The 25,104-nt window shown below is 65.1% G+C and carries 25 protein-coding genes; 13 read left to right on the top strand and 12 right to left on the bottom strand.

Annotated elements, in window-relative coordinates; all coding sequences use genetic code 11:
- Positions 1-64: 64 nt before the first annotated feature.
- From PSAL_RS05920 to PSAL_RS05890, 7 genes are read right to left on the bottom strand one after another with little or no spacing between them, the layout of a single operon-like run.
- On the bottom strand, positions 65-1,132 hold the full coding sequence (locus PSAL_RS05920; protein WP_196222890.1) for a glycosyltransferase family 4 protein: 1,068 nt from the start codon (positions 1,130-1,132) through the stop codon (positions 65-67).
- Complete coding sequence (locus PSAL_RS05915; protein ID WP_119840790.1) at positions 1,129-2,694, bottom strand: ABC transporter permease; 1,566 nt, start codon at positions 2,692-2,694, stop codon at positions 1,129-1,131. The genes PSAL_RS05920 and PSAL_RS05915 overlap by 4 nt, the downstream gene beginning before the upstream one ends.
- On the bottom strand, positions 2,694-3,494 hold the full coding sequence (locus PSAL_RS05910; protein ID WP_119840789.1) for an ABC transporter ATP-binding protein: 801 nt from the start codon (positions 3,492-3,494) through the stop codon (positions 2,694-2,696). The genes PSAL_RS05915 and PSAL_RS05910 overlap by 1 nt, the downstream gene beginning before the upstream one ends.
- Complete coding sequence (locus tag PSAL_RS05905; protein ID WP_408004202.1) at positions 3,484-4,512, bottom strand: ABC transporter substrate-binding protein; 1,029 nt, start codon at positions 4,510-4,512, stop codon at positions 3,484-3,486. Before PSAL_RS05905 ends, PSAL_RS05910 begins: the two co-directional genes overlap by 11 nt.
- Positions 4,491-5,468 (bottom strand): lysylphosphatidylglycerol synthase transmembrane domain-containing protein, encoded by a 978-nt coding sequence (locus PSAL_RS05900; protein WP_231388629.1) that lies wholly within the window; start codon positions 5,466-5,468, stop codon positions 4,491-4,493. The genes PSAL_RS05905 and PSAL_RS05900 overlap by 22 nt, the downstream gene beginning before the upstream one ends.
- The gene (locus PSAL_RS05895) at positions 5,465-7,072 is read right to left on the bottom strand and encodes a sulfatase-like hydrolase/transferase (protein WP_119840787.1); all 1,608 of its coding nucleotides are present in this window, start codon (positions 7,070-7,072) and stop codon (positions 5,465-5,467) included. The genes PSAL_RS05900 and PSAL_RS05895 overlap by 4 nt, the downstream gene beginning before the upstream one ends.
- 26 nt (positions 7,073-7,098) lie before the next feature.
- A complete protein-coding gene (locus tag PSAL_RS05890) occupies positions 7,099-7,875 on the bottom strand; it encodes a CDP-alcohol phosphatidyltransferase family protein (protein ID WP_119840786.1) in 777 nt (258 codons plus the stop codon).
- A gap of 298 nt (positions 7,876-8,173) precedes the next feature.
- Here PSAL_RS05890 and PSAL_RS05885 point away from each other — a divergent pair, with 298 nt between their 5' ends.
- Entirely contained in the window at positions 8,174-8,758 is a 585-nt protein-coding gene (locus PSAL_RS05885) for a YceI family protein (protein ID WP_119840785.1), read from the top strand.
- A gap of 439 nt (positions 8,759-9,197) precedes the next feature.
- Here the strand turns inward: PSAL_RS05885 and PSAL_RS05880 are convergent, their stop codons facing one another.
- Positions 9,198-10,175: an HAD family hydrolase gene (locus PSAL_RS05880; protein WP_119840784.1), complete on the bottom strand. Its 978-nt coding sequence runs from the start codon at positions 10,173-10,175 to the stop codon at positions 9,198-9,200.
- A gap of 537 nt (positions 10,176-10,712) precedes the next feature.
- Here PSAL_RS05880 and tig point away from each other — a divergent pair.
- On the top strand, positions 10,713-12,041 hold the full coding sequence (gene tig / locus PSAL_RS05875; RefSeq protein WP_119840783.1) for a trigger factor: 1,329 nt from the start codon (positions 10,713-10,715) through the stop codon (positions 12,039-12,041).
- A gap of 87 nt (positions 12,042-12,128) precedes the next feature.
- Here tig and PSAL_RS05870 read toward each other — a convergent pair whose 3' ends face one another.
- The 4 genes from PSAL_RS05870 to rpsF form a co-directional block, all read right to left on the bottom strand.
- Positions 12,129-12,821 (bottom strand): hypothetical protein, encoded by a 693-nt coding sequence (locus PSAL_RS05870; RefSeq protein ID WP_119840782.1) that lies wholly within the window; start codon positions 12,819-12,821, stop codon positions 12,129-12,131.
- Between the two features lie 226 nt (positions 12,822-13,047).
- Entirely contained in the window at positions 13,048-13,659 is a 612-nt protein-coding gene (rplI, locus tag PSAL_RS05865) for a 50S ribosomal protein L9 (RefSeq protein ID WP_119840781.1), read from the bottom strand.
- Positions 13,660-13,671: 12 nt separating this feature from the next.
- A complete protein-coding gene (gene rpsR / locus PSAL_RS05860; protein ID WP_119840780.1) occupies positions 13,672-13,899 on the bottom strand; it encodes a 30S ribosomal protein S18 in 228 nt (75 codons plus the stop codon).
- 26 nt (positions 13,900-13,925) lie between these two features.
- Entirely contained in the window at positions 13,926-14,282 is a 357-nt protein-coding gene (gene rpsF / locus PSAL_RS05855; RefSeq protein ID WP_119840779.1) for a 30S ribosomal protein S6, read from the bottom strand.
- 324 nt (positions 14,283-14,606) lie between these two features.
- On the opposite strand from rpsF, the gene fabD reads away from it, so the two are divergent.
- The 11 genes from fabD to PSAL_RS05800 all read left to right on the top strand — a co-directional run bounded on the left by fabD (position 14,607) and on the right by PSAL_RS05800 (position 25,053).
- Complete coding sequence (gene fabD, locus PSAL_RS05850; RefSeq protein ID WP_119840778.1) at positions 14,607-15,539, top strand: ACP S-malonyltransferase; 933 nt, start codon at positions 14,607-14,609, stop codon at positions 15,537-15,539.
- 114 nt (positions 15,540-15,653) lie between these two features.
- Positions 15,654-16,391, top strand: a complete 738-nt coding sequence (gene fabG / locus PSAL_RS05845; RefSeq protein ID WP_119840777.1) for a 3-oxoacyl-[acyl-carrier-protein] reductase — start codon at positions 15,654-15,656, stop codon at positions 16,389-16,391.
- A 385-nt stretch (positions 16,392-16,776) separates the two neighbouring features.
- The gene (locus PSAL_RS05840; protein WP_119840776.1) at positions 16,777-17,010 is read left to right on the top strand and encodes an acyl carrier protein; all 234 of its coding nucleotides are present in this window, start codon (positions 16,777-16,779) and stop codon (positions 17,008-17,010) included.
- 295 nt (positions 17,011-17,305) lie between these two features.
- Positions 17,306-18,565 (top strand): beta-ketoacyl-ACP synthase II, encoded by a 1,260-nt coding sequence (gene fabF, locus PSAL_RS05835; protein ID WP_119840775.1) that lies wholly within the window; start codon positions 17,306-17,308, stop codon positions 18,563-18,565.
- Positions 18,566-19,720, top strand: a complete 1,155-nt coding sequence (mltG, locus tag PSAL_RS05830) for an endolytic transglycosylase MltG (protein ID WP_119840774.1) — start codon at positions 18,566-18,568, stop codon at positions 19,718-19,720.
- 229 nt (positions 19,721-19,949) lie between these two features.
- Positions 19,950-20,282 carry a hypothetical protein gene (locus PSAL_RS05825; protein ID WP_196941943.1) on the top strand — a complete coding sequence of 111 codons (333 nt, stop codon included), beginning with the start codon at positions 19,950-19,952 and terminating at the stop codon, positions 20,280-20,282.
- Positions 20,206-21,558: a DNA-packaging protein gene (locus PSAL_RS05820; protein WP_119840818.1), complete on the top strand. Its 1,353-nt coding sequence runs from the start codon at positions 20,206-20,208 to the stop codon at positions 21,556-21,558. The genes PSAL_RS05825 and PSAL_RS05820 overlap by 77 nt, the downstream gene beginning before the upstream one ends.
- A 269-nt stretch (positions 21,559-21,827) precedes the next feature.
- Complete coding sequence (locus PSAL_RS05815) at positions 21,828-23,018, top strand: phage portal protein (RefSeq protein ID WP_119840773.1); 1,191 nt, start codon at positions 21,828-21,830, stop codon at positions 23,016-23,018.
- Complete coding sequence (locus PSAL_RS05810) at positions 23,011-23,247, top strand: GTA head formation protein, RCAP_rcc01685 family (protein WP_119840772.1); 237 nt, start codon at positions 23,011-23,013, stop codon at positions 23,245-23,247. The genes PSAL_RS05815 and PSAL_RS05810 overlap by 8 nt, the downstream gene beginning before the upstream one ends.
- A gap of 25 nt (positions 23,248-23,272) precedes the next feature.
- The gene (locus tag PSAL_RS05805) at positions 23,273-23,836 is read left to right on the top strand and encodes an HK97 family phage prohead protease (protein WP_119840771.1); all 564 of its coding nucleotides are present in this window, start codon (positions 23,273-23,275) and stop codon (positions 23,834-23,836) included.
- Positions 23,837-23,868: 32 nt separating this feature from the next.
- Positions 23,869-25,053 carry a phage major capsid protein gene (locus tag PSAL_RS05800; RefSeq protein ID WP_119840770.1) on the top strand — a complete coding sequence of 395 codons (1,185 nt, stop codon included), beginning with the start codon at positions 23,869-23,871 and terminating at the stop codon, positions 25,051-25,053.
- Positions 25,054-25,104: the final 51 nt, after the last annotated feature.

Raw genomic sequence — 25,104 nt, 5'->3', positions numbered from 1 at the left:
ATGAAAGCAGACGTCAAGAACGAGGTTCGCAGCTTGTCGTTTTGGGCCACCGCTTCTCAGTCGGTCAAACCGATTTGCCGCCTGCATCGCCCTGCGCCACGGCCAGCGTTTGCGCGATGCTGCGGGCGGTGTCCTGCCACAAGGGCAGTGCGGCCCCGACAGTGCGTGATGCGTGGGCGCGACGGGCGCGGTGTGCGGGATCCGTGAGACTGCGGCGCAGGGCGGCGGCGAAGGCCTCGGGATCGTCGGGGGGCACCAGGTCGGCGGCCTCGCCCACAGTGTCGGGGACGGCGCCGGCGCGGCAGGTCACGATGGGCAGGCCGCGCAGCATCGCCTCGCCGAAGACGATCCCGTAGCCCTCGAAACGGGTGGCGAGGGCAAACAGGGACGCCTCGGCGTAGGCGCGATCGACCTCGATGTCGCTCAGCAGGCCGGTGAAGGTGACACGGCCGCGCAGCGCCGGGTCTTGCGCCTGGCCGTGCAGGGCCTTGGCCAGCGCAGGGTCGTGGACACCTCCGACGATGCGGGCCTGCCAGTCGAGATCGCCCAGTTGGGCCAGCGCGCGCAGCAGGACGTCATGGCCCTTGCGCTGTGCCAGCAGACCCACCGACAGGATCAGGGGTGGCGAGATCGGGCGGGGCGCCGCTTCGGGCGCGTCGAAACCCGGCGCGGCCATGTCGATCAGCGCGCTGTCGATTCCGAAGTCCCGCGTCAGCAGCAGGCCGGTGTGAGGGCTGGGCACCACGATGCGTCGGACCAGGCGCAGACCTGCGGCTTCATCGCGCAGCAACTGCCTGGCCCGGGCGGGGTCCAGACCGGTCTCGAGGCCCAGGGGGTGGTGGATGATGGGGACCATTGGCGCTTCAATCCCGGTCAGTCCCTCGGGCCCAAGGCAGCCGGGCAGGAAACCGTCCAGCAGCAGGATCCGCCCGGGGGACACGGCGCGCAGCAGGGCGCGGGTCTCGGCCAGCTCTGTCGGGGTGGGGTTGGGGAAGCCGTCAGGCAATTCAAGGTGTTCGACGTCGTGGCCTAGGTCCCGCAGGGCGTCGAGAACGCGGGATTCGTAGATGTATCCGCCGGTGCGTTGGTATCGGTCGCCGGGAATTGCAAAGGTGATCGACAGCCGTGTCATCGCGCCCCCTGTTCCGGCGCGAAGACGGCCAGCACCCGCGCCTCGATCCGCGCCACGGCGCCATAGGCCAGGGCCGCGGCAAGCGCGACCAGAAGGACGGCGCTCCAAAGCATCCCGTAGGCCGAGGTTGACGCGGTAAGCGCCATCAGCGCGCCGATCCCCTTGCCGGTCGCCAGCCATTCGGCGGTGGTCACGGCCAGGATCGCGGCCGGGATCGCCATGCGGGCCGAGGCGAAGAACGCGGGCAGCATGGCCGGAAGCCGCGCCAGGGTCAGCACGCGCCATCGCCCGGCGGCATAGGTGTCGAAAATGTCGATGATCTGGCCCGGCGTCTGGCGCAGGCCCTGAAGGCAGGTCACGAGGGTGGGGAAAAAGATCATCACGGCGACGATGGTGATGGTGCCCGTCGCGCCCCGCCCCAGGGCCAGCACGATCAGCGGGGCCGTCGTGATGATCGGGATGGAGCGCAGCGCAACCGATACGGGCAGGGCCGTGTGGGCCAGCCCGGGCACCAGTACGATGGCGCAGGCCAGTGCCGCCCCCAGCAAAAGGCCGACCAGGTAGCCGGGCAAGGCAAAGGTCAGGGTCTCGCCGCAGGCCGCGAACAGCACGGCCCGGTTGGCCGCAGCGTCGGGCCCGGTGAAGAGGAAGGCGAAGACGTCGCCGGGTCGCTTGGCGAAGAAGGTGTTGAGATCGAAAAGGTCCATGACCCCTTGCCACAGGACAACCGCCACCAGCCCGACGCCTGCCATCGACAGGCCGCCGGACCAGAGCGACCGGTCCGTGGGCACGCCGGGAGGCGCCAGAAGCAGCGCCGGGCCCGCGCGGCTGAGGCGCCGGGCGAGCAGGCCAAGCGCCCCGTAGGCCGCGATCGAAACGGTGGCTGCCAGGATGGCCACGGCCCAGGTCGCATTGACGTCCATCGCCCTCATCGCGCGCACGGTCAGAACGCCCAGGCCCCGCTCGGCCCCGGTGAACTCGCCCACCAGCGCGCCCAGCACCGCCGCGGGGGCGGCGATCTGGAACCCGGCCAGCAGGTAGGGCAAGGCAGCGGGCGCGCGGACATGGATCATCTGCGACAACCGCCCCCGCCCGTGGATTTCCACAAGATCAAGCCACCCCCGCGGCACCGCGCGCAGCCCCACGACCAGCGGCAGGAAGGTGGTGTAATAGACGGCCAGCGCGGCAAGGGTGATCTGCGGCCCCGCTCCGGTGCCGAACAGCACCCGCAGGATCGGGCCCGTCGCCACCAGTGGCAGGCAGAAGACGATCAGCGCCAGTGTCCCGATCAGCCGCTCGCTGCGCGGCACCAGCACCACCGTAACCGCAAGCGCCATGGCGGCCAGGTTCCCCCATAAAAACCCCCATGCGGCACTGTGAAGGCTGGCCGCCAAAGCCCGCCCCAGCAGCCCGGCATTGTCCCAGAGGTAGACCGCAATCGCCCCCGGACCGGCCAGGACGAAGCTGCCGGCGTTCAGCCGCGCGGCGATCTCCCACAGGACGACAACGGCGAGGAGGCCTGGCAGGGCCTTAACCGCCGGGAAGGTCGCGAAACGGCGCATCACTGTGCGGCAACCCGCTGGTCGGCGCTTTCGAGCAGGGCGGCAGAGACCTCGGCGCGCAGGGTGCGGACGGCGTCGGTGTCCTCGGTGCCGGGGTCCTCGCGCCGGGGCAGCTTTACCGCGAAGTCGGCGACGATCCGGGCCGGGCGGGGCGACATGACCAGGATGCGGTCGGCAAGAAGCACCGCCTCGGTGATCGAATGGGTGACCAGCAGGGCCGTGGTGCCCCGTTCCCGCCAAAGGGCCGGTAGGTCGTGGTTGAGGCGGCGGCGGGTCAGCTCGTCCACCGCGCCGAAAGGCTCGTCCAGCAGCAACAGCTCGGGCCGCCCCACGAGGCAGCGGGCGATGGCGGCGCGCTGGCGCATGCCGCCGGACAGCTCAGCCGGTCGCCGCGCCTCGAACCCAGAAAGGCCGACGCGGGCAATCATGGCGTCCACAGCCGCCGGATCGGGGCTGCGCCTCGACAGGCCGAGGGCAAGCGCGACGTTGCTGCGCAACGTGCGCCAGGGCAGCAGGGACGCATCCTGGAACGCCATCGCCAAGGCGCCCCGGCGGCGCAGGTCGCGGGGGCTCTCGTCCCCGATGTGCACCGTTCCCGTGGTGGGGCTGTCCAGTCCCGCGATCAGGCGCAGCAGGGTGGATTTGCCGCAGCCCGAGGGGCCGACCAGGGCGGTTGTCTGCCCGCCCTCCAGCGTCACGTCGATCTGCCCCAGGGCCTCGACCGCGCCGTTCCGGCTGTCGAAACGGTGCGATACGCCGTCGCAGACGACATCGCCACGGGGGTGGTCCTTACCCGTCATGCACGTCCTGCAGCAGAGACCGGTCCCACATGTCGGGGCTGACGTCGCGCCCCAGCAGGGCGAGGGTCTCGACGTTGGCGGCCACAGTTTCGTCCGTGAACCAGCCGAAGCCGTGTTCCTCGGTCAGGTCCGAGAACATCAGCGGCACCTGGCGTTCGGCCTGCAGTTCCTGGGTCTGCAGGTCTAGGCCGGCATCGGGGAACATTCCGACCGTCAGGGCGGCGGCGGCGGCGGGGTCGGCGTGGTAGTCGTTCCAGCCCATAACCTCGCCCCGCAGCAGGGCGATCAGGTCGTCGCGGCGGTTGGCGATGCTGTCCTGCGTGGCGATGTAGGTCTGCGAATGGACGGCGTACCCGTGGTCGGCCATCAGCATGGTGACGCTGTCGATCCCCTGGATTGCCATGGCCACGGGCAGGTCCGTCGCCCAGCAGAGCAGGCAATCGACCTGGCCGGCCACTAACGGGGCGGCATCGTATTGGGTCGGCACCACTTCGATCGCGTCGATGTCGACGTCGTTCAGACTGCACAGGGCTTGCAGCACCGGGGTGTTCGCAACCGCCATGCCGATGCGCTTGCCTTCGAGGTCCTTCGGTTCGTTCACCGGGTTGTCCGGAAGCGAGGCGATGACGAAGGGGTTCTTCTGCATCGCCACGCCGATGATCTTGAACGGTGCGCCCTGCGCCACGGCGGCGGCGGTGTAATCGGCGGCGGAAATGCCCACCAGCGCGTTGCCTGCCACCACGGGCGGCTCCACCGGCGCGTTCGGCCCGCCGGGGTTCAACGCGACGGACAGGCCCTGGTCCGTCCAATAGCCCTTGTCCCTGGCGATATAACTGCCGCCGAACTGCACCGAATGCAGCCACGAAAGTTGCAGCGCGACCTCGCGGGTTTGGGCACGGGCCAGGCCCCCGCCAAGGCTCAGCACCGCGGCGCCAAGGCCGGTGCCCAGCAGGCGGCGGCGGGTAAGGGTGGGGCGGTACGCGGGACTGGCATGGGTCACGGCGGGGTCTCCTGACAACGGGACAATTTTTCTGTCTTTGAACTTAGGGGGGGATCCGGCGCAGGCAAGCGGCGTCGCGCCAGCAGGGGCACCAGGGCGCCCGGCAGGCTGATCCCCAGAAGCACCAGCCCGAACGCCAGCGCGGCGGCGACACCCGCTTCGGCGGAGGCGCCGGCAATGGGGAACAACGCCGCCGCCGCCCCCTCGCGCCAGCCCCAGCCGCCGATGGACAGTGGGATGACCATGGCCGTCAGCACCAGCGGGATCAGGGTGACCCAGGCCTCGGGCGGCAGCGTGGTACCGGTGGCCCGCGCGGCCGCGGCAAAGGCGGCGAGGTTCAGCCCCGCGACAAGCAGTCCGAGGGCGATCTGGCGTCCCCGGATGTCCGGCGCGAACAGCGCGCGCGACAGGGCAGCGGCGAAGCGGGCCGCGCGGGTGCCGGGCTTTCGCAGTGCCATGTGGTGCAGGGCGACGCCAGCCAACAGGGCGACCAGCACGCCGGCGCTGATCCCCGTCGCCATGGGCCGGGGCCAGGCCATGCCGCCCGGCAGTACCAGCGCGAGCAGGAACCCCAAGCCAAGGATGGTCCCCATGGCGATCTGCCCTGCCAACCGCTCGAGCGCCACGGCCAGGGCCGCGGGGCCAAGCCCGGCGCTTTCGCGGCTGCGTGCGGCGCGGGTGACATCGCCCAGCACCCCGCCGGGCAGGGTCATGTTCACCGCTTGGGCAAGGTAGTATTCCGTCACCGCCCGCACCGCCCCGATCTGCACCCCGAGACGCGCGGCCACCAGCCGCCAGCGCAGGGCCATGGCCCAGGTCTGCGCGCTCAGCAGAAGGGCCGTGACGAAGAGCCACAGCGGATCCGCCGAGGACAGCTTTTTCAAGGCTGCGCCGGCATCAAGGGCCACAAGTACCCCCGCGACCAGCGCCGCCGACATGGCAAACCGCGCCAGGGTCTTGAGCCGTGCGCTCATGTCCCGTCCTGCGCGGCGAGGGTCGAGGTGTAGGCTGTGATGAAGCGGTCGCGGAAGTCCTCCATGGGCCAGACAGGTGCTGTCTCGTCCGGGACAAGCCCCTCCTTCAGGCCCCAGGCGTCCAGCCGCGCCAGCACCTCGGGCGGCCCGATGATGTGGACCGGTACGTCCTTGCCGTCGATCTGGGACACGAAGGCCGCCGGGGGATGGTCGCCCAGTACGATCATCAGCGGGGCGTTTGCGCCGCCCTGCCGCGCGGCGAAGGAGAAGGCGGCCTGCAGCGCGTAGTCGATGGCCTGGCGATACTGGTCACGCACCCGGTCGCGGTCTTTCCAGACCACCCGGGGCGGATCGCCCGAGGTCGCCCAGCGGTCAAAGATCCTGCCATCGCCCACCCTGGCCCAATCGACCATCTGCGGCACCGGCACCCAGGGCGCGTGCGACGAGATCAGGGCGATCTGCAGGAAATCGGGCCGCGGATCGTCCCCCAGCAGGTCGGGATAGGCGTCGAGCGTATACTGATCGGGCATGGTGACCCAATTGAAGGGCTGCCCGGCATAGTGCAGGTCGGCGGCGTCCAGGATCGTCTCGAACCCCAGCATCGGCCCCTCGGGCCAGGGCAGGGTGATCGCCGGCATCACGGCGGCGGTGCGGTACCCCGCCCCGCGTGCGAGGTGGAACAGCGTCTGTCGGGGGCTGGCCAGCATGGCGGCGTAGCGTGCCTGGTCCGCCGTCGCCAGACCCGAGGCCAGCGTCCCATGGGCGAGCCAGCTTTGCCCGCCCGCGATCGGCGCGGTCAGCCAGCCGCTTGCCATGGCAAGGCCGCTGTCGCGCAGCGCGTCCTCGGCCGCCTGCAGGGTCGGCACGTGGGTGGGGCGGTAGAGCGGATTGTCGAAACTGGTGCGGCCGTAGCTTTCCACGAAGACGATCACGACGTCCCGGCCCTCCAGCAGATCGAACAGGGTCTCGCCCCGGGCATAGGGATCCTGCGCCGCCGCGACGCGGTACGCTGCCAGCTTTCGCGCGGCATCCGCGCCGCGCCGGGCCTGGGCCAGCGCCAGCCGCGTGGTCATTGCGTCGCCCGGCGGGTCGAGATCCCGCGCCGTCAGGCCGACCGTTTGCCCGGAGGCCAGCGCCGTCCATCCCAGGGCGAACAGCGCCACGACCGAGGCTGCGATCCGGGCACCAGGGCGCGCGGAGGGCAGGCACCACGCGCGCAGGGCGCGGTAGATCAGCCAGCCGGTCAGCCCCACGGCCAGCCCCGCGAGCACGGCGACCACAAGGGCCAGAGGCCGCCCCAGGCTGCCGGTCAGCAGGTTCATTGCAGCGGGAAACATGAACAGATCGACAACCGGGTTGAAGGGGCGCGAGAAGGCCTCGTAGGTCACGAGGTCCGCCACCTTGAGCGCGGTCAGAAGGGTCAGCAGGGCCACCAGACACAAGGCGACGACCCGGGCGATCCGGGGCCAGGCGCCAAGTGCCAGCATCATCCCCAGCAGGGCGGGCAGTTCCAGGGGCACGACCCAGATCGCACCGGGCACCAATTGAGAGGGGCGTCCCGGAAGGGCGAGCACGCCAAACAGCGCCACTGCGCCGAGGGCCATCTCCAGGTCCCGTTTGCGCTTGTCCCTCACGCGCAGTGCAGCCCGCGCCGACGGTACAGCCAGAGGATGTCGCGCCCGAAGGACCACAGGATCAAGGCCGCCGCGAGCGTCAGGCCGATCCGGCCGGCAAGGCTAGCCGGGCCAACCAGCAGCAACAGCGACAGCGCGGCGATCTGGACCACGCAGATCGCGCGCCGTGCCTGGCTGAAGGGCAGGGGGCGGCGCAGCCAGGGCAGCATCATCGCCGCCGCGACGAAGGCGTAGCGCGCCGCGCCCAGCACCATCAGCGCGGCGGTCGGCCCAATGCCTCCGTCGTCCATGCGGATCAGGAGCAGAGCGAGGACGGCTGCAAGGGCGGCGTCGACCTCCATGTCGAAGCGGGCGCCGAAGCCGGACACCAAACCGGACCGCCGCGCCAGCCAGCCGTCGACCCCATCGAGGGCCAGCGCGACCATTGCCAGTGTGAACAGCGGGACGGCATGCGGCACGGGCTGCGCGACCGCTGCGCCCAACACGCAGACCATGGCCATGCGCAGGGTGGTGATCAGGTTGCAGGCGCCTAAAGCCGGATGGGGGTAGGTGCCGCGCAGGGCTGGGTAGGTCAGCGCCGAGGCGGTCAGAAACAGCGCAATGGCGAGGTTTGCGGCGAGCGTCGGCGCAGTGGCGCAAAGGACCGCCGCGCCCAGCCCCACGGCAGGCACACACAGCAGAACCGCCGCCAGAAAGCTGCGCGGCGGCGATCCCAACGCTCGGGAGAACGGCCCGTCGAGGGCGCGAAGACGGAAATATGCGAAACCTGCCATAGGAGATGAAGTGAGCTTTGCGGTCACGCTGTCAAGCGTTTCGGGGTCGCATGGCGGGCCATGGATGCGACGGAGCGTCAATCCGCGGAAACCGCGCGGGTCACATTTCCGAGATACTGTCGGGTGAACGGATCTGGTTGTGGAAGGCGGTGAGCCATGGAAGCCTCGGCCCGGAACGGCCAAGGAGGGGACGGACCAGCACGATCATGCAAAGGAAGCCGTGGCTTTCACACCCCTTCGTACCGCGCCGCCCGCGTGCTATCGTTCGTACGGTACCCTCACTGCGAGCGAAGTGGACATGCGACAGACCCTCCTGCTTTCGGCTTCCCTGGTCCTGCTGGCGGCGCCCTCTCGGGCGGACCCCGCCCGCTACGAGCTCGACCCGAGCCATACTACCGTGTCCTTTCTGGTGTCCCACGCCGGGTATGCCGGCAGGCTCGGCCTGTTCAGCGGGATCGAGGGCGCTTTCACCTACGACATGGACACGCAGGCGCTGTCGGACCTGAAAGTCCGGGTCAGGACTGACACCGTGATCACCTTGAACGAGGCGCGCGACCAGCACCTGCGCAGCGGCGATTTCCTGAACGTCTCCGCGCATCCGGTGATGACCTTCACCGCCGATGGCGGCACCCCGAAGGGTGACAACTCCGGCACGGTCGAGGGCACCCTGACCCTGCTGGGAGAAAGCAGACCGCTGACCCTGGAGGTGACGCTGAACAAGGCCGAGGCCTATCCCTTTGGCCACAAGCGCTTTGTGCTGGGCCTGTCGGCGCGCGGCAGCGTCAGGCGCAGCGACTTCGGCATGCGCTACGGCGTCGACAACGGGCTGGTCGGCGACGAGGTGCAGATCACCATCGAGACCGAGGCAATGCGCGTGGAGTGATCCGCCGCGCCCGGTCCACCGGGGTAAACCATTGCGTCGGCACGTGGGGATACGGCTTGCGACGGTCCGAAACCAAAACGGTCATGGCCGAGGTCGACGAGATGATCCGACGCCAGGGCTTCGTGCTGGGCAGCATCGCGACATGGGCGCCGGAATTCCGAGGGTCCGGAAACGCCGAGGAAACGCCGAGGAAATGATGGCGACGCGTCATTTCATTTGCGTCCACGGGGAGGGCACAGAGCCGTTCGGGTCGCTTCACCCGCACAAGGCGAGACCTCGGAGCGTCCATAGGCCCAAGGAGCGGGAAACACATACAAGCTTTGGTTTTTTCGCTCTGGTCTCCGGATCAATGCGCCGGAAACGCATGTCCCCGAGGGGACATGCAAAAAGGTACGCGGGTCTCATCAATTGGGGATGTGACGAGACCCGCTCCTTGGCGTCAGTCCTGACCTGTCCAGATGGCAGACCAGTCCTGAGCCATATCGACGATAACCCAGCCGCGAGCTTCGGCTTCGTCGAGTCCCATGTTCAAGACGCCGATATGACCTTCGCGGTCATAGGCGTATTCGCGTGTGTCGTCCGTGTGATGCACCAGCATGCCAAGGCTGGGGCCTTCGCCGGCGCTGGTCCATTCCAGCATCTGGAAATCGCCATCGGAATTGCCGGCCGCAAAGATCGGGCGCTTGCCGATGAAGCGTTCGATTCCGACCGGCTTGCCGTCCTTGTCGTCGTTGAAGCTGAGCCCGCCGTCCTTCATCAGGGTGGGGGTGCCGTCGATGACTTCGTAATGGGTGGTGCCTTCGCTGCCCACGACCTGCTGGGGCGGGATGCCATAGGCGTCCTGCGAAATCGCGCGGATGAAATCAATGCCGCCGCCCGAGACGATATAGGTCGCAAAACCTTCTTCGCGCAGATATTCCAGCAGTTCGACCATTGGCTGATAGGTCATCTCGGCGTAGGCCATGCCCGATTGCGGATGGGTTGCGCTGGTCATCCAATCATGGGCGCTGGCCTTGAAATCCGCGACCGTGACGTTGGAGTGGCTGAAGTTGATGACCTCCAGCACGCCGTCCATGCCGCTGGCCAGAACCGTTTCCAGATCTCCGGCTGCGGCGGCCTTCAGCACATCGGAAGTCAGCAGAGAGGGGTCTTCTGCGCCCCGTGCCTTGACCTGGTCCAGCGCGTAGATCGCCTGGAAATAGACAGGCTGTTCGGTCCAGAGCGTGCCGTCATTGTCGAAAACCGCGATCCGGTCCGCTTCGGGAACGAAATTCTGGCCACCTTCTTCGGTGACTGCATCGACAAAGCTGATGATCGCGTCGCGGGACGCGCTGTCGTTCCAGGACGGCAGGGTTTGCGCGCCAGCGGCGCCAGCCAGAACAAACAGGGCCGCAACAGAAGTAAGGGTCTTCGTCATCTGTAGTCTCCGGAAATTCCAGGTATCTGCGTCTGCAAGGTAGATGTCTTGGCTGGGAGTGGTCAGCTTTTTCGCGACTTTCGAAATTGAATGCCGACCGTACGGGGGGCGGGCGGAAAGAGGAGATCTCAGCGCGGTTGAGGGTGCCGCTGATTTCAGGGGCATATTGCGCTGTCCCGAGGGGGGCTGATAGTTGGACCTTGGTCCTACTGGCCCTGCAAGTTGTTGAATTTGCACGAACTGCCCCCTGAACGGTCAGGTTTGGAAAATGCTTTACACGCATCCCGTGTGCTGTCCGGCGCGGGGCGGCAGGGCTGAAGGCCCGGGTGGCACGGGCCCAGGTCTATCGTGAGGACCATGACCGACAGGGGTTTGACCGGCGGGGTGCGGCGCAGCGGGGCAAGGCACGGGGTTTTCCGCTTTTCAGGCTGAAATCCGCATTAATCCGCCTTGCGTGGCGGGGGTACTGCGCTTAGAAGGGCGTCTGATTTTGCTGGCCGCCAAGCAGCGGCCCCCGGAATGGAAGGACAAGCTAGGATGCAGGTCACCGAAACCCTGAATGAGGGCCTGAAGCGCGGCTACACGATCACCGTCTCGGCGGATGAGCTCGACGTGAAAGTGAACGAGAAGCTCGCCGAAGCGCAGCCTGATGTCGAGATGAAGGGCTTCCGCAAGGGCAAGGTGCCGATGGCCCTGCTTAAGAAGCAATTCGGCCAGCGTCTGGTCGGCGAAGCGATGCAGGAAACCATCGACGGCGCCATGAACAAGCATTTCGAAGACAGCGGCGACCGCCCGGCGGTTCAGCCCGAGGTCACCATGGTCGATGGCGAGACCTGGAAAGAGGGCGACGATGTCGTCGTCAAGATGTCCTACGAAGCGCTGCCGACGATGCCGGATGTCGACCTGAAGGCGATCTCGCTCGAGAAGCTGGTTGCCAAGGCCGATGAGGCTTCGGTCGACGACGCGCTCAAGAACCTGGCCGAAACCGCCCAGGACTTCGAAGAGAAAGACGGCGAAGCAGAAGAGGGCGACCAGGTCGTCTTCGATTTCGTCGGCAAGGTCGACGGCGAAGTCTTCGAAGGCGGCTCTGCCGAGGATTACCCCCTCGTGCTGGGTTCCAACAGCTTCATCCCCGGTTTCGAGGATCAGCTGAAGGGCGTCACAGCCGGTGAAGAAAAGGCTGTCGAGGTCACCTTCCCCGAGGAATACGGTGCCGAGAACCTGGCGGGCAAACCGGCCGTGTTCGATTGCACCATCAAGGCAGTCAAATCGCCCAGGGCCGCCGAGATCGACGACGAACTGGCCAAGAAGTTCGGCGCTGAAGATCTGGCCGCTCTGCGCACGCAGATCACCGAGCGTCTGGAAGCGGAATACGCCGGCGCGGCCCGTGCCGTTATGAAGCGTCACCTGCTGGACCGGCTGGACGAGGTCGTGACCTTCGACCTGCCGCCGAGCCTGGTGGATGCCGAAGCCAGCCAGATCGCACATCAGCTGTGGCACGAGGAAAACCCCGAAGTCGAAGGGCATGACCACGCCAAGGTCGAGCCGACCGAAGAGCATGTGAAGCTGGCCGTGCGCCGGGTGAAACTGGGGCTTCTGCTGGCCGAACTGGGTCAGAAGGCCGAAGTCGAGGTCACCGACGCCGAAATGACCCAGGCGGTCATGAACCAGGCGCGTCAGTATCCCGGTCAGGAACGTCAGTTCTTTGAATTCGTGCAGCAGAACCAGCAGATGCAACAGCAGCTGCGGGCGCCGATCTTCGAAGACAAGGTTGTCGACTACGTCTTCGAACTTGCGGATGTAAGTGAAAAGGAAATCTCCAAGGAAGAGCTTGAAAAAGCTGTTGAAGCCCTGGAAGACGAATAGGTTCAGGTCCTTCGGATCAGAAAGAAAGGCCGCCCCTTGGGGCGGCCTTTTTCACGTCGGGGGGGCAAATATGGGGCCTGATACGCGTCAGAATTCGTGCCGATAGCTGATCGCCACCTGGTCTTTCGTGCCGTAGCTGTTGTCGAAATAACTGCCCGACAGGGTTATCCCGTCCCGGTCCGTCACCTGATATGTTGCGCCGATGCCGCCGCCGAGGCCTGAATAATCGTCGGTGCCGCGGATGGCGATCAACCCGCCCTGCAGGGTCACCTTGGTGCTGATCGGTTTCAGTGCCATCAGCCCTAGATAGCCGCTGCTGTTCGTCACCGGCATCGTGATCATGTCGTTCAGCGTGTAATCGTAAACCGGCACATCGCTGTCCGTGTAATTGTACCCGAAAGCGGTGAATAGCTGCCAACTGCCCGTCTGCAGGCCAAGCGCGGACAGGGGAAGGAAACTTCCGATCGCGTAATGCACCTGCGACACCCCGTTATCCAGGTCGTCGCGGCCAGCGTTCACGTTCACGATCCCGAAGGAAAACAGGTAGGAGCCCCCGAACTGCCAATGGCCGCTTTCGGACACCTGCGCATTGATCTTGGTGACCGGTCCGAAGGCAAGGGAGCCCGAGACGGAGAATTCGTCCGTGTACTTGACCCCCATCTTGGTGGCGACCTTGGTCGGGTCGTCATCCAGCTTTTCCTGTGCAGCCGCTCCAAGGGGACCCGTCAGCAAGACGAGACAGGCGCAGGCCGCGAGGCGTCGCGAGGTCAAAACGGTCATCGGCAAGGCTCCGAAAGGGGCAGGCGGCAGGGGCCTGGTGAAATGCCGCCAGTGTTTCACTTTTGCGTGTCGGCTGAAAGTCAGTTCACGTCATGATTGTGAAAAAGCCACCACTGCCTGGCCGTTTGCCGGGGCGGCCTTGCGACCTGCGGCACCCCCGGGGGCAACGAAAAAGCCGCGCCCCCGAGGGGACGCGGCCTAAGTCTTTTCAGCGCTGAACCGAAGCTCAGTCTTCGTCTTCGTCCGCGGTTTCCAGCGGTGCGCCGTCTTCGTCGTCCGACGCGGCAGAGCCGATGTCGTCGAAGAGTTCGGAGATCTCGAACTCCGCAGCGGCTTCTTCCTCGGCGGCAAGCTCCTGGATGGATTTGCCGGCAGCCTGAACTTCGGCTTCTTCCGGGGTCCGTGCGACGTTGAGGATCACGGTGACGATGACCTCGGGGTGCAGGGTCACATTCGCTTCGTGCAGACCAAGGTCCTTGATCGGCTGCGGGATGATGACCTGCTTGCGCTCGACGGTGTAGCCGTTTTCGGTGGCGACGGTTGCAACGTCACGCGGCGAAACGGAGCCGTAAAGGTTGCCGCCATCGGAGGCGGCGCGAATCACGACGAACTTCTGACCGTCCAGCTTTTCGCCCAGGGCCTCGGCTTCCTTGCGGGTTTCGAGGTTGTTGGCTTCAAGTTGGGCTTTCTGCACTTCGAACTGCGCGATGTTCTCTTTCGAGGCGGTCAGCGCCTTGCCTTGCAGCAGCAGGTAGTTGCGCGCGAACCCGGGTTTGACCGAGACGATATCGCCCATCTGGCCCAGTTTGGCGACGCGTTCGAGAAGGATGACTTCCATGGGATGTGCTCCTTACTTGACGGCGTAGGGAAGCAGGGCGAGGAACCGGGCGCGCTTGATGGCGCGGGACAGTTCACGCTGCTTCTTTGCAGAGACGGCGGTGATGCGGGACGGGACGATCTTGCCGCGCTCGGAAACGTAGCGTTGCAGCAGACGCGTGTCCTTGTAGTCGATCTTCGGCGCGTTGTCGCCGGAGAAGGGGCAAACCTTGCGACGGCGGAAAAATGGTTTCGTGGCCATGTGTTATGTCCTTTCCTGGGCTAAGATCAGCGGCGCTCGCGACGGCGGTCGTCGCGTTCGTCACGTTTCTGCATCTGGACCGAGGGGCCCTCGGCGTGCTCGTCGACCTTGATGGTCAGGACGCGCATCACGTCGTCATGCAGGCGCATCAGGCGTTCCATTTCCTGGATCGCGGTCGCCGGGGCGTCCGAACGCAGGAAGGAGTAGTGACCCTTGCGGTTCTTGTTGATCTTGTAGGCCATCGTCTTGACACCCCAGTACTCGCTGTCGACGAGCGAGCCGCCGTTGTCCGCGAGGACGGTGCCGAAATGTTCGATGAGGCCTTCGGCCTGCGCGTTGGAAAGGTCCTGGCGCGCGATGAAGACATGCTCGTAAAGCGGCATGTGCACTCCTGTTTCTGTCGAGGCGCATTTCATAGGAGGGTCGATCCTTCCGCGACCCGTCCACGAGAGGCTGCGCGATGAAAGCGAACTTGCGGAAGGAAGTGCTGCCTTACACGGCCTCGGCGAGGCTGGCAAGGGTATCTGCCTGCTGCCTGCCGGGATCGCACCGGGAAGGTGCGGGGACGCGCCCGGTCCGGGCTATGCGGGGGGCCGTTCGTGACCGTTGCTGATCGCCCGGTCCGCTCCTTATGCTGCGAGCCCGATCCATTGCCATATGCCGCCGCTTTGGATATTCCGCCTGCAATCGACCTGAGGGAGCATTTCATGAGCCGCGCATTCGTTTTTCCCGGGCAGGGCGCCCAGACCATCGGGATGGGTCGCGACCTGGCCCGGACCTATCCGGCTGCGAAGGCCGTCTTCGACGAGGTGGATGAAGCCCTTGGCGAAAGCCTCAGCAGTCTGATCTGGGAAGGCGACCAGGATGCGCTGACCCTGACGCGGAACGCCCAACCGGCGCTGATGGCGACCTCGCTTGCTGCGATGCGCGCGCTTGAGGTCGAAGGGGTTTCGGTCACAGACGCGGCTTTCGTGGCCGGGCATTCGTTGGGGGAATATTCGGCGCTGGCCGCCGCCGGCGCGCTGAGCGTTGGAGATGCTGCACGGCTTCTGCGGATTCGTGGTTCGGCGATGCAGGAGGCGGTTCCGGTGGGTGTCGGGGCCATGGCAGCCCTGCTTGGGCTGGATTTCGCCACGGTCACGGAAGTCGCCGAAGCAGCTGCCGAAGGGCAGGTCTGCCAGGCGGCCAATGACAATGATCCGGGCCAGGTCGTGGTTTCGGGCCACAAGGAAGCCGTCGAACGTGCGGTCGAGATCGCCAAGGGGCGTGGTGCCAAAAGGGCGTTGCTGCTGCCGGTGTCCGCCCCTTTCCATTGTGCCCTTATGCAGCCCGCCGCCGAGGTGATGGCCGAAGCGCTGGCCAATGTCCGCTTTTCTTCCCCCGCCGTGCCTCTGGTTGCCAATGTGCGTGCCCAAGCCGTCAACGATCCGGAAGAAATCAAGGCGTTGTTGGTCGAGCAGGTCACAGGCTCCGTCCGCTGGCGCGAAAGCGTCGCGTGGATGGCCGGGCAGGGTGTCTCGGAAATCTGGGAGATCGGAGCCGGTAAGGCGCTTTCGGGCATGGTGCGGCGGATCGAGCGCAGTATCCTGTGCCGCCAGATCGGTGCACCGGAAGACGTCGCGAACGTGGTCGCGGGCTGAAACAAGGTAAGGGGGCGCTGCCCCCGTCGCGCATCTGCGCGACTCCCCCGGGATATTTCCAACAGGGAAACGGGCAGGACGGGGCTGCCTGAACAAGAGCGAGGGAACTGGAAGATGTTCGATCTGACCGGAAAAAGGGCGCTGATCACGGGCGCAAGTGGCGGCATTGGCGGGGCGATTGCGAAGGCTCTGCATGGGGCCGGGGCCGCGGTGGGGTTGTCGGGGACTCGGGAAGCACCACTGGAAGCATTGGCGGCGGACCTGGGCGAGCGCGCATATGTGCTGCCTTGCAACCTGTCTGATCCTGACGCAGTCGATGCCCTTCCAAAAGCCGCTATCGCGGCGATGGGGGGGATCGACATCCTGGTGAACAATGCCGGGATTACCCGCGATCAGCTGTTCATGCGGATGAGCGACGAGGATTGGCAAAGCGTGCTGGACGTGAACCTGACGTCGACGATGCGCCTGTGTCGTGGCGTCATGCGTCCGATGATGAAGGCGCGTTGGGGGCGGGTGGTGAATATTTCCTCGATCGTCGGGTCGACTGGAAACCCCGGTCAGGTGAACTATGCCGCGTCCAAAGCCGGCATGGTAGGGATGACCAAATCCATAGCCTATGAGGTCGCCAGCCGGGGGATCACCGCCAACTGCGTGGCGCCGGGTTTCATTGCGACCGCCATGACCGAAAAGCTTAGCGACGACCAGAAGGCAAAGATCGATTCCCAGATCCCGGCGGGGCGCATGGGCACTCCCGAGGAAATCGCGGCAGCGGTTCTTTATCTGGCGAGCCCGGAGGCTGCCTATGTCACCGGCGCGACGATACATGTGAACGGCGGCATGGCGATGCTCTGAGAGCGGATTCGCGGTCGCGATCTGGCGGGGCCTTGCCCTTGGAAGATGCCATCGGCGTTCTGCGGCGACACCTGCCTTGAATGGCTGGAAAATCCATACCCGACCTGTTTTTTCGGCGAAAAGGCCAAGCGACCTAAGGGGATGGCGGGGGAAAGCCGATCTGCGCATCTTGCAATCGCGCCATGCATGGGCCAAGTCGTGAAAGCGTTTGCCTCTTGCCAAGCATATGCTATAGGCGGCGCAGATCTGCGGGGGCGGTCCTTACCGACAAGCCCCCGCGCCTCGCATGCCGCGAGGTCGAGCAGCCCGAAAGGGCAGAACAAGCAGCCCGCAGGGGCGAGGCAAAACCGGGCCGAGAAGCCCATGTGACGTGAGGGGATTACCTATGAGCGATGTTGCAGAACGCGTGAAGAAAATCGTTGTCGAGCATCTCGGCGTGGAAGAAGAAAAAGTGACCGAGAACGCCTCGTTCATCGACGATCTGGGCGCAGACAGCCTCGACACCGTCGAGTTGGTCATGGCCTTCGAAGAAGAATTCGGCATCGAGATTCCCGATGACGCCGCCGAGAACATCCAGACGTTCGGCGACGCGGTGAAATTCATCTCCGAAGCCGCCTGAACCGCATTCCCGGCTTGGTCCGCCAAGACGGGCTTGCCGGAATCGCGTATGAAAGGCCCTTGCCCGAACGGCAGGGGCCTTTCCCGTTTTCCGGGCGGCCGCGCCGATTGCCGAACAAATTCATGTTTCCCTGTCGGAAATATCCCGGGGGAGAGCGGCTTGCCGCTCGGGGGCAGCGCCCCCATGTAGTCTGCGGCGGAATGCCCGCCGATCCACATGGCGCAAAGCGCCAAGTCTTGCCCCCGATACGCCCCCTCGGGTATGAGCAAGCAAGCAGAGAACAAAGGGACAGTATATGCGTCGTGTTGTCGTTACCGGCCTTGGGCTGGTCACCCCCCTGGCCACTGGTGTCGAAGAAAGCTGGAAACGGATCCTCGACGGTCACTCCGGCGCGGGCCGGATCACACAGTTCGATACCGACGGGCTGACCACCAATTACGCCTGCGAAGTGCCCCGTGGCGATGGCAGCGACGGTACGTTCAATGCCGATGACTGGATGGCGCCGAAAGAACAGCGCAAGGTCGATACCTTCATCCAGTTCGGCTATGCGGCTGCTCTGCAGGCGGTCGAGGATTCCGGCTGGAAACCCACCGATGCCGAAAATCAGGCGCGCACCGGCGTGCTGATCGGCTCGGGTATCGGCGGGCTGAACTCGATCGCAAATACCGCCGTGATGATGGAAGAAAAAGGCCCCCGCCGGGTCAGCCCCTTCTTCGTTCCCGGTGCCCTGATCAACCTGATCTCGGGTCAGGTTTCGATCAAGTACGGCTTCCGCGGTCCGAACCATTCCGTTGTCACGGCCTGTTCGACCGGCGCCCATGCTATCGGGGACGCCGCCCGGCTGATCCAATGGGGCGACGCGGACGTGATGGTCGCCGGTGGCGCAGAGGCGGCGATCTGCCGGATCGGCATCGCCGGCTTCAACGCTTGCAAGGCGCTGTCGACCAAACGCACCGATTGCCCGGAAGAAGCGAGCCGCCCCTATGACGAGGACCGCGACGGTTTCGTGATGGGCGAAGGCGCCGGCATCGTGGTGCTGGAAGATTACGATCACGCCGTGGCGCGTGGCGCCAAGATCTATGGTGAATACCTCGGCTATGGCTTGTCGGGCGATGCCTACCACATCACGGCCCCGTCCGAGGATGGCGATGGTGCGCGGCGCTGCATGGAGATGGCGCTGAAACGCGCGGATCTGACGCCCGAAGATATCGACTACGTCAATGCCCATGGGACGTCGACCATGGCCGACACGATCGAACTGGGCGCCGTTGAACGCCTGATGGGCGATCACGCGAGCAAGGTCACCATGTCCTCGACCAAATCCGCCACGGGGCACCTTCTGGGTGCGGCGGGCGCGATCGAGGCGATCTTCTCGATCCTGGCGATCCGTGACCAGGTTGCTCCGCCGACGATCAATCTCGACAATCCGGCAATCTCTTCAAAGGTGTTCCTGGCCCCCAAGGCCAAGCACGAACGCGAGATAAATTATGTCCTGTCGAATTCCTTCGGTTTCGGCGGCACCAATGCCAGCCTGATCTTCGGAAAGGCCCGCTGAATGTGGCGCTCCATCGCTTCGAACGGGTTTTCGATACTGATCGTCGCGGGGGTGCTTCTGGCGGGGGCGGTTCTTTGGGGCAAACGGGAATACCGTGCTCCGGGGCCGCTGGCCGAGGCAATCTGCGTTCGGGTCGCGCCCGGTGAAAACATGCGCGGGGTCAGCGATGACCTGGCATCGAACGGCGCGATCAGCAGCGGCACGCTTTTGCGGGTCGGGGCCGATTACGCCGAGAAAGCCGATGATCTGAAGGCAGGGGCGTTCCGCGTTCCTGCCGGCGCCTCGATGGCCGAGATTGTCGATATCGTGACCCGTGGCGGCGCGAATACCTGCGGCACCGAAGTTATCTGGCGTGTCGGCGTGCGGACGTCCGACGTTCTGGTGCGCGAACTCGACCCGGCCAGCAACCGGTTCGAGGAACAGGCGCGCTTCACCCCCGGTGATGGGGCGGAGCCGGAAATCTTCACCAACTTGCTGGAAGATTCCGACACGCGGTTTCAGGTCGTCATGGCAGAAGGTGTGACCTCGTGGCAGGTGGTTCAGGTTTTGAACCAAGCCGATATTCTGACCGGAGATATCGCGGATCTTCCCGCCGAGGGCACGCTGGCTCCGGACAGCTACAGCATCGAACGGGGCGACGACCGCCAGGCGCTGATCGACAAGATGGTCAGCCGCCAAAGCGTGATCCTTGCGCAGGCCTGGGAAGAACGTGATCCCGACCTGCCATTGGCCAGCCCCGAAGAGGTGCTGACCATGGCGTCGATCATCGAAAAGGAAACGGCGCTGGCCGCGGAACGCACGATGGTTGCCAGCGTCTTCGAGAACCGGCTGAAGCGCAGCATGCGTCTGCAGACCGACCCGACGGTGATCTACGGGGTAACCAATGGCGAAGGCGTGCTGGATCGTGGCCTGCGCGCCAGCGAGCTAAGCCGTCCGACCCCCTACAACACCTATATCATCGACGGTCTGCCGCCAGGACCCATTGCCAACCCCGGGCGTGCAGCCATCGAAGCGGCGGTGCACCCGGCGCAGACGGATTTCGTATACTTCGTCGCGGACGGGTCGGGCGGTCACGCCTTTGCCGAGACGCTGGCCGAACATAACCGGAATGTCGCGCGCTGGCGCGAGATCGAACAGCAGAACGCCAACCAGTAACCTTTCAGATCAACCTCTTGGGTGTCGGGTGGGGAAAATCCTTAAGATTTTCATACCCATCGCGCCCGAGGGGGGGATTTGACAGAGCGAACGGTCTCTGGCACCTTTTGTGACATGCTGGAAGAAGTGGGCGAACGGTCCGGGAGAAATCCCGTGGCCGTTTTTTCATTTTGCTCGATCGGGGACAACAATCGCACGAGGCAGAGCGACAATGACAAAAACAAAAACGATGTCCAACAAAGAAGACACCCGGTTGCGTGACACGATTGAGACGATTGAACGACAGGTGCTCGACATTACGGATGATCTGAAGGCGCTGCAGGGCAGGCTGCGCGCAGGGGAGTCCGACGCGGTAAAGGAGACCGCGAAGATGTGCGGGGAAATCCGGTACTGGATCCGGTTTGCAATGGAGATGGAGGCGAAGCTTGATGAAGGTAGACAGCGGAGGGGCGCAAGGCCCGCAGGAGGCGAAGATCTCGACCTCGATGCCGCAAGGACTTCGATCCGGTGCCGCCTGGATCGCCTGCGCAGGTGCACAGGTCCAGAAACGGTTTCTGGATGAACTTGATGAGGGAGAGCTTCGTGCTCTCCCTTTTTTGTTCGATTTCTGGGCCCTGCCGCACCAATTGCCCCCCGAGGGCGATTGGCGCACATGGATCATCATGGGCGGGCGGGGCGCCGGGAAAAGCCGCGCCGGGTCCGAATGGGTGCGCGCCCAGGTCGAAGGGGCCGGGCCGCTTGATCCGGGCCGCTGCCGCCGCATTGCGCTGGTCGGGGAGACCATCGATCAGGTGCGCGACGTGATGATCTTTGGCGACAGTGGCATCATGGCCTGTTCGCCGCCCGACCGGCGCCCCGACTGGCAGGCCAGCCGCAAGCGCCTTGTCTGGCCCAATGGGGCCGAGGCGCAAGTGTATTCCGCCCATGAACCCGAAGTCCTGCGCGGGCCGCAATTCGACGGCGCCTGGCTGGACGAGTTGGCGAAGTGGAAGAAGGCGCAGGACACCTGGGACATGCTGCAATTCGCGCTTCGGCTTGGCGATGATCCGCGTGTCTGCGTAACCACCACCCCGCGGAATGTGGGGGTGCTGAAGACCCTTCTGGCCAGTCCGTCGACCGCGGTGACCCAGGCCCCGACCGAGGCGAACCGGGCCAATCTGGCTGAAAGCTTTCTTGAGGAAGTCCGCTCGCGCTATGCCGGGACCCGGCTTGGGCGGCAGGAGCTTGACGGGATCATGATGAGCGACGCGGAAGGCGCGCTTTGGACCGAGGCGATGCTGGTTGCGGCGCAGGTCGACACCCTGCCGGAACTGACCCGTGTGATCGTTGCTGTCGATCCTCCGGTCACCGGCCACGAAGGATCGGATGAATGCGGGATCATCGTCGCCGGGGTGATCTGCCGGGGTGATGCGCGGGACTGGCGGGCCTATGTGATCGAGGACGCCAGCGTCAGCGCCGCCTCGCCGATGCAATGGGCCGAGGCGGCGATTGCCGCGATGGAACGCCATGGCGCGGAACGGATCGTGGCCGAGGTCAACCAGGGCGGCGACCTTGTGGAGGCGGTGATCCATCAGGTCGATCCCATGGCCCCGGTGAAGAAGGTTCGCGCCGCCCGTGGCAAGGCCGCCCGCGCCGAACCGGTTGCAGCCCTTTACGAACAGGGGCGAGTGCGGCATCTGCGCGGCCTCGGGCAGTTGGAGGATCAACTGGTCCAGATGACCATGCGCGGCTGGGAAGGCGCCGGCAGTCCGGATCGCCTCGATGCGCTGGTTTGGGCATTGCACGATCTGATGATCTCTGCTCAGCCCCGCAACAGGCCACAGGTGCGCAGTCTCTGACGGTGAAACGGCCAGCGCGCCGAAGACGCGTGGATGCGACAGGACACACCAGGAAACGGGTCTCGGGAAACCGGGGCCCGTTTCCTTGATTCTGGGGCAAGGCACTCTTCAGAAATGGAAAAACCGGCACCGAACGGTCCGTGAGATGCTTCTTAACGAAGTCGTAGCAATCTCTGTCTCACGGGTTCGCAACATGGTGCTCCCGGTTCGGAGGGTTCGCTTGACCCCCGAGAGCGTCAGGCCCGGACAGGGCAGAGAAGGAGACTGAAATGGGCGTCATCGACTATTTCCGCCGCGAGGCAACTGTATCCGCAGCGCCGGAGCAGAAGGCGTCCGTAACGGGCAAGCTGGTGGCGATGCAGGCGGCGGGCGGCCGCGTGGCCTGGACGCCTCGGGATGCGGTTTCGTTGACCCGCAACGGCTTTGCCGGCAACCCGGTGGGGTTCCGTGCCGTGAAGATGATCGCCGAGGCCTGTGCGGCCCTGCCGCTGGTGCTGAACGATCGCGCCCGCCGCTATGACGAGCATCCCGTGATCTCCTTGCTGAAGTCGCCGAACCAGGCGCAGGGCCGGGCAGAGATGTTCGAAGCGCTTTACGGGCAGTTGCTGCTGACCGGCAATGCCTACCTAGAGGCCGTGGCGATCGAAACCGGCATTCCGTTTGAGTTGCACGTGCTGCGCAGCGACCGGATGAGCCTGGTGCCGGGAGCGGATGGCTGGCCCGTGGCCTTTGATTACACCGTGAACGGGCGCAAGCATCGCTTTGACGTCAGTGGAGAGCGCCCGCCGATTTGCCACCTGAAAAGCTTTCACCCACAGGACGACCACTACGGGTTGTCCCCGATGCAGGCAGCAGCCACCGCGCTGGACGTGCACAACAGCGCGACCCGCTGGTCGAAGGCGCTGCTGGACAATGCGGCGCGGCCGTCCGGGGCCATCGTCTACAACGGTATGGGTGGCGACGGGGCGATGACCACCGATCAGTATGATCGTCTGGTGTCGGAGATGGAGATGCACCATCAAGGTGCGCGCAATGCCGGGCGGCCGATGTTGCTCGAAGGTGGGCTGGACTGGAAGCCGATGGGTTTCAGTCCCTCGGACATGGAATTCCAGAAAACCAAGGAAGCCGCCGCGCGCGAGATTGCCCTGGCCTTTGGCGTGCCGCCGATGCTGCTGGGGATCCAGGGCGACGCGATCTACGCCAATTATCAGGAAGCGCACCGGGCCTTCTATCGCCTGACGGTTCTGCCGCTGGCAACACGGGTTTCGGCGGCGGTCTGCGAATGGCTTGAGCGCTACATCGGCGAAGACCTGACCCTGTCGCCCGACCTTGACCAGGTGCCCGCATTGGCGCCGGAACGGGATGCGCAATGGAAGCGGGTCAGCGAGGCCGATTTTCTGAGCCCGGCCGAAAAACGCGCAATGCTGGGCCTGCCGCCGATGGCCGAAACCGATGGGTGAGGCACGCAAGATTACGCCGGTAAGCTATGATTTCCAATGTGCCCCATCGTTGAAGCTGGAAGCGCATGAACGCGTCAGCGCCCTGCAGATCGCGGCGCTGAACGAGCGGATCGACCGGCTGAACGTCATCATCGAGCGTATGGAAAAGCGTCTGTGGATCACCGTTTACGGCGTCGTCGGGGTCATTCTGGCCCAGGCCTTTCAATCCATCATCGAACGGCTGCCCTGAAACCCGGCACCACGAGGAGACCGAGATGCAAGAAACGATGAACGGGCTGGAACAGAAGTTCTGCCGCTTCGACGAGGATCTGACCGTCAAGGAAGACGGCATGGTGATCGAAGGCTACGCCTCGCGCTTTGGCGCCACGGATCAGGGCGGCGATGTTGTCCAGACCGGGGCCTATGCGGCCTCGCTGGCCGGGTTGGCGGCGCAGGGGCGGCGGATCAAGATGCTATGGCAGCACGATCCGGCGCAGCCCATCGGTGTCTGGGACGAGATCCGCGAGGACGGCACCGGCCTTTGGGTCAAGGGGCGTCTGCTGGAGGCCGTCGCAAAGGGCCGCGAGGCCGCCGCGCTGATCCAGGCCGGGGCCATCGACGGGCTGTCGATCGGCTATCGCACCAAGCGCGCGGCGAAGGACACCGGGGGCCGTCGGCTCCTGACGGAACTGGAGCTTTGGGAGGTGTCGCTTGTGACCTTCCCGATGCTGCCAAGTGCGCGGGTCGCTGCCAAGTCCGGGGTCGACCCCCTGGACGACGACCTGCGCGAACTGGCGGCTGCCCTGCGGGACGCGGGCGCCGAACTGGGCTCCCGCTAGGGCGCTCTCACCTACCATCCAAGGAGAAGTCGATGGGATTGACCGAGAAGAGTTCTCGGCACGGGGAGATTGTGTCTCCGATGGCTGAGGTGAAATCCGCAATGACGGGTTTCATGAGGGAGTTCAAGGACTTCCAGTCCGACATTCAGGAACGACTGCAACAACAGGAAAGCCGATTTACCATGCTTGACCGCAAATCCCTGACCGCCGCCCGCCCGGCGCTTGCCAATGCTGCCGAAGTCGAGGCACCCCATCAGAAGGCCTTTGCCGCCTATGTGCGCACCGGCGATGACGACGGCCTGCGCAGCCTTGACCTGGAAGGCAAGGCACTGGCCAGTCTGACCGGCGACGGTGGCTACCTGGTGGATCCGGTGACTTCGGACACGATCCAGTCGGTGATGAACTCCGCCGCCTCGATCCGCCAGGTCGCCAATGTAGTGAACGTCAATGCGACCTCCTATGACGTGCTGGTCGATACCTCCGACGTCGGAGCGGGTTGGGACGACGAAACCTCGGTCTCGGAAACCTCGACGCCCGGTGTCGACCGGATCTCGATCCCGTTGCATGAACTTTCGGCCCTGCCGAAGGCCTCGCAGCGCCTGCTTGACGACAGCGCCTTCGACATCGAAAGCTGGCTGGCCGAACGCATCGCCGACAAGTTTGCCCGCGCTGAGGCCGATGCCTTCGTCAACGGGGATGGTGCCGACAAACCGATGGGTTTTCTGACCCACACCAAGGTCGCTGAAAGCTCCTGGAGCTGGGATAACCTCGGGTATATCGCCACCGGCACCTCGGGTGGTTTCGATCCCTCCGAGCCAGCCGATGCGATCGTCGATCTGGTCTATGCGCTTGGTGCCCGTTACCGCGCAAATGGCACCTTCGTGATGAATTCGAAGACCGCCGGTGCGGTGCGCAAGCTGAAGGATGGCGACGGTCGCTTCCTGTGGTCCGATGGGCTGGCGGCTGGTGAACCTGCGCGCCTGATGGGCTATCCGGTACTGATCGCCGAGGACATGCCCGACATTTCGAGCGGCAGCTATGCGATCGCCTTTGGGGATTTCCATGCCGGCTATACGGTGGCCGAGCGTCCGGACCTGCGCATCCTGCGTGATCCCTTCAGTGCCAAGCCGCATGTGCTTTTCTATGCCACCAAGCGGGTGGGCGGTGACGTCAGCGATTTCGCCGCGATCAAGCTGCTGAAATTCGCCGCATCGTAACAGCGAGCGGCGGATCGGTGGGGCCGGGTCTTCGGCCTCACCGGGCGCGTG

It is taken from the genome of Pseudooceanicola algae (assembly GCF_003590145.2).
GTDB lineage: Bacteria > Pseudomonadota > Alphaproteobacteria > Rhodobacterales > Rhodobacteraceae > Pseudooceanicola > Pseudooceanicola algae.
This window is presented reverse-complemented; position numbering and strand designations above follow the sequence as displayed.

Coding starts and splice junctions, on each gene's coding strand:
- PSAL_RS05910 (WP_119840789.1), bottom strand. CDS start 3,494: ATGACGGGTAAGGACCACCCCCGTGGCGATGTCGTCTGCGACGGCGTA.
- PSAL_RS05885 (WP_119840785.1), top strand. CDS start 8,174: ATGCGACAGACCCTCCTGCTTTCGGCTTCCCTGGTCCTGCTGGCGGCG.
- tig (WP_119840783.1), top strand. CDS start 10,713: ATGCAGGTCACCGAAACCCTGAATGAGGGCCTGAAGCGCGGCTACACG.
- PSAL_RS05825 (WP_196941943.1), top strand. CDS start 19,950: ATGTCCAACAAAGAAGACACCCGGTTGCGTGACACGATTGAGACGATT.
- PSAL_RS05890 (WP_119840786.1), bottom strand. CDS start 7,875: ATGGCAGGTTTCGCATATTTCCGTCTTCGCGCCCTCGACGGGCCGTTC.
- rpsR (WP_119840780.1), bottom strand. CDS start 13,899: ATGGCCACGAAACCATTTTTCCGCCGTCGCAAGGTTTGCCCCTTCTCC.
- PSAL_RS05805 (WP_119840771.1), top strand. CDS start 23,273: ATGCAAGAAACGATGAACGGGCTGGAACAGAAGTTCTGCCGCTTCGAC.
- PSAL_RS05900 (WP_231388629.1), bottom strand. CDS start 5,468: ATGAGCGCACGGCTCAAGACCCTGGCGCGGTTTGCCATGTCGGCGGCG.
- PSAL_RS05915 (WP_119840790.1), bottom strand. CDS start 2,694: ATGCGCCGTTTCGCGACCTTCCCGGCGGTTAAGGCCCTGCCAGGCCTC.
- PSAL_RS05840 (WP_119840776.1), top strand. CDS start 16,777: ATGAGCGATGTTGCAGAACGCGTGAAGAAAATCGTTGTCGAGCATCTC.
- mltG (WP_119840774.1), top strand. CDS start 18,566: ATGTGGCGCTCCATCGCTTCGAACGGGTTTTCGATACTGATCGTCGCG.
- PSAL_RS05870 (WP_119840782.1), bottom strand. CDS start 12,821: ATGACCGTTTTGACCTCGCGACGCCTCGCGGCCTGCGCCTGTCTCGTC.
- PSAL_RS05820 (WP_119840818.1), top strand. CDS start 20,206: ATGCCGCAAGGACTTCGATCCGGTGCCGCCTGGATCGCCTGCGCAGGT.
- PSAL_RS05800 (WP_119840770.1), top strand. CDS start 23,869: ATGGGATTGACCGAGAAGAGTTCTCGGCACGGGGAGATTGTGTCTCCG.
- rplI (WP_119840781.1), bottom strand. CDS start 13,659: ATGGAAGTCATCCTTCTCGAACGCGTCGCCAAACTGGGCCAGATGGGC.
- fabG (WP_119840777.1), top strand. CDS start 15,654: ATGTTCGATCTGACCGGAAAAAGGGCGCTGATCACGGGCGCAAGTGGC.
- fabF (WP_119840775.1), top strand. CDS start 17,306: ATGCGTCGTGTTGTCGTTACCGGCCTTGGGCTGGTCACCCCCCTGGCC.
- rpsF (WP_119840779.1), bottom strand. CDS start 14,282: ATGCCGCTTTACGAGCATGTCTTCATCGCGCGCCAGGACCTTTCCAAC.
- PSAL_RS05895 (WP_119840787.1), bottom strand. CDS start 7,072: ATGGCCCTCGGCGCAGTGGCGCTGTTTGGCGTGCTCGCCCTTCCGGGA.
- PSAL_RS05920 (WP_196222890.1), bottom strand. CDS start 1,132: ATGACACGGCTGTCGATCACCTTTGCAATTCCCGGCGACCGATACCAA.
- PSAL_RS05810 (WP_119840772.1), top strand. CDS start 23,011: ATGGGTGAGGCACGCAAGATTACGCCGGTAAGCTATGATTTCCAATGT.
- PSAL_RS05880 (WP_119840784.1), bottom strand. CDS start 10,175: ATGACGAAGACCCTTACTTCTGTTGCGGCCCTGTTTGTTCTGGCTGGC.
- PSAL_RS05815 (WP_119840773.1), top strand. CDS start 21,828: ATGGGCGTCATCGACTATTTCCGCCGCGAGGCAACTGTATCCGCAGCG.
- fabD (WP_119840778.1), top strand. CDS start 14,607: ATGAGCCGCGCATTCGTTTTTCCCGGGCAGGGCGCCCAGACCATCGGG.